2 protein-coding genes are annotated in these 1,661 nt (G+C 63.6%); both read right to left on the bottom strand.

The window, feature by feature from the left end:
* A partial coding sequence (hemH, locus tag VMR39_RS27215; protein ID WP_325421127.1) for a ferrochelatase occupies positions 1 to 781 on the bottom strand: 781 nt, incomplete at its 3' end.
* Positions 778 to 1,661, bottom strand: an 884-nt coding sequence (locus VMR39_RS27210) for a molybdopterin cofactor-binding domain-containing protein (RefSeq protein WP_325421125.1), incomplete at its 5' end; no start/stop codon positions are given. The genes hemH and VMR39_RS27210, both read right to left, overlap by 4 nt.

Genomic DNA, 1,661 nt, shown 5'->3' with positions numbered 1-1,661 from the left:
AATTGGCGAGCGTCGCTTCCGTTTCCGGCTCCAGCCATCTGGCTCTTCCGAAACGCGATTGGAAGCTGATGTGGATGGGCAGCGACAAAGCTTCGCCCAGCAGACGAACCGTCTTCATCGACTGGCAATGATAGGGATCGCCAAGACGGAGCGTGCGTTCGGGCATCCCGTGAAAGCTGACAAGCAGGACGTCCGGTATGAAGGGCAATGCCGCGATGTCCGCCTCGATCGATGTCTTCAGCGCGTCAATATAGGCCGGATCGTCATGATAGGGTGGCAGGGTGCGAATGGCAGGTTGCCAGCGCATCACCTTCAGCGCGGCAAAGGCGGCGTCGTTGGCGGTCGCCGTCGTCGCGCCGCTATACTGCGGATAGAGCGGCGCGAGCAGGATACGCTCGCACCCGGCCGCCTTCATAGCCGCCAGCCGATCCGATATGGCGGGATTGCCGTAGCGCATCGCCCAGTCGACCGTCACCTTCGGCATCGCCCCTTGCAACGCATGCGCGGTGGCGCGGGTGTGAACGGCGAGCGGCGAGCCTTCGTCGGTCCACACCTGTTGATAGGCATGGGCGGACTTTATCGGCCGGGTGGTCAGGATGATGCCGTGCAGGATCGGCTGCCAAATCAACCGTGGTATTTCCACCACGCGGCGATCAGACAGGAATTCGGCAAGATAGCGCCGGACTGATTTCGGATCAGGCGCGTCCGGCGTACCGAGATTTATCAGCAATATGCCGACTCTGGGGGCCGGAATAACGGGATGATCGGCGGGCGTGGTCATGCGGTTCCCACAAGTGGCAGGGTGCGCAGGCGCTGCCCGGTCCAGGTATGGAGGGCGTTGGCGATGGCGGGCGCGACCAGCGGCGCGGCCAGATCGCTGACACCGACAGGATCGGCGGTACTGCGCATCAGTTCCACTGTCACCTCGCCCACATCGGCAAGGCGCGGCAGGTTCATGCGACCCAGGATCGCGCGCGTCGGCAGTCCGCGCTCGTAAGGGACCGAGGCCCCCATCGCATAGGCAAGACCATAGATCAGCCCACTCTCGATCTGCTGACGGGCTATATCCGGATTGATCTGATTGCCGGCATCCACGGCAGCGACGATACGATTGACGCTCAACCGATCGCCGCTCATCCCCGCCTCCACCATCACGGCGGCATAAGCGCCGCTCATCATATGCGCGGCGATTCCCTGCCCGCTTCCGGCGATGCCGCCTTGCCATCCGCCCATCGCCGCAGCGGTTGAGAGGCAATGCGCAAGACGCGGATTGCCACCCAGCATCTGTATGCGGAAGGACATCGCCTCCATGTTCGCCAGATGCGCCAGTTCGTCGACGAAGCTTTCGGTGAAGAAGGCGCTGTAGAGATGGGCATTGCCGCGCATGAAGCCAAGCGGAAGGCCAACGTCGGCCGGATAATGATCGACGGCCCAATTGGGAATGGCATAGGGCGGCACCATGCCGGCAACGGCCAGCCGGGTCGCCTTGTCCGCAGCCTCCTCCGCAGCCTCGTGCGGCAGTTTGCCGTCAGCGATACGCGCCCATGTCTGGGTCATGGCGCAAGGGCTTGCGACCTTGGCCAACCATCCCTCGATCGCGCCGTTGTGGCCCAGCTTTGCCGCCATGCGGGCATGGGCCGGAGCACTGGGGCGATCCTGAA

The sequence above is a fragment of the Sphingobium sp. genome (assembly GCF_035511395.1).
Taxonomy (GTDB): Bacteria; Pseudomonadota; Alphaproteobacteria; order Sphingomonadales; family Sphingomonadaceae; genus Sphingobium.
The sequence above is the reverse complement of the archived record's forward strand: the minus strand, read 5'-3'. Positions and strand labels throughout refer to the sequence as shown.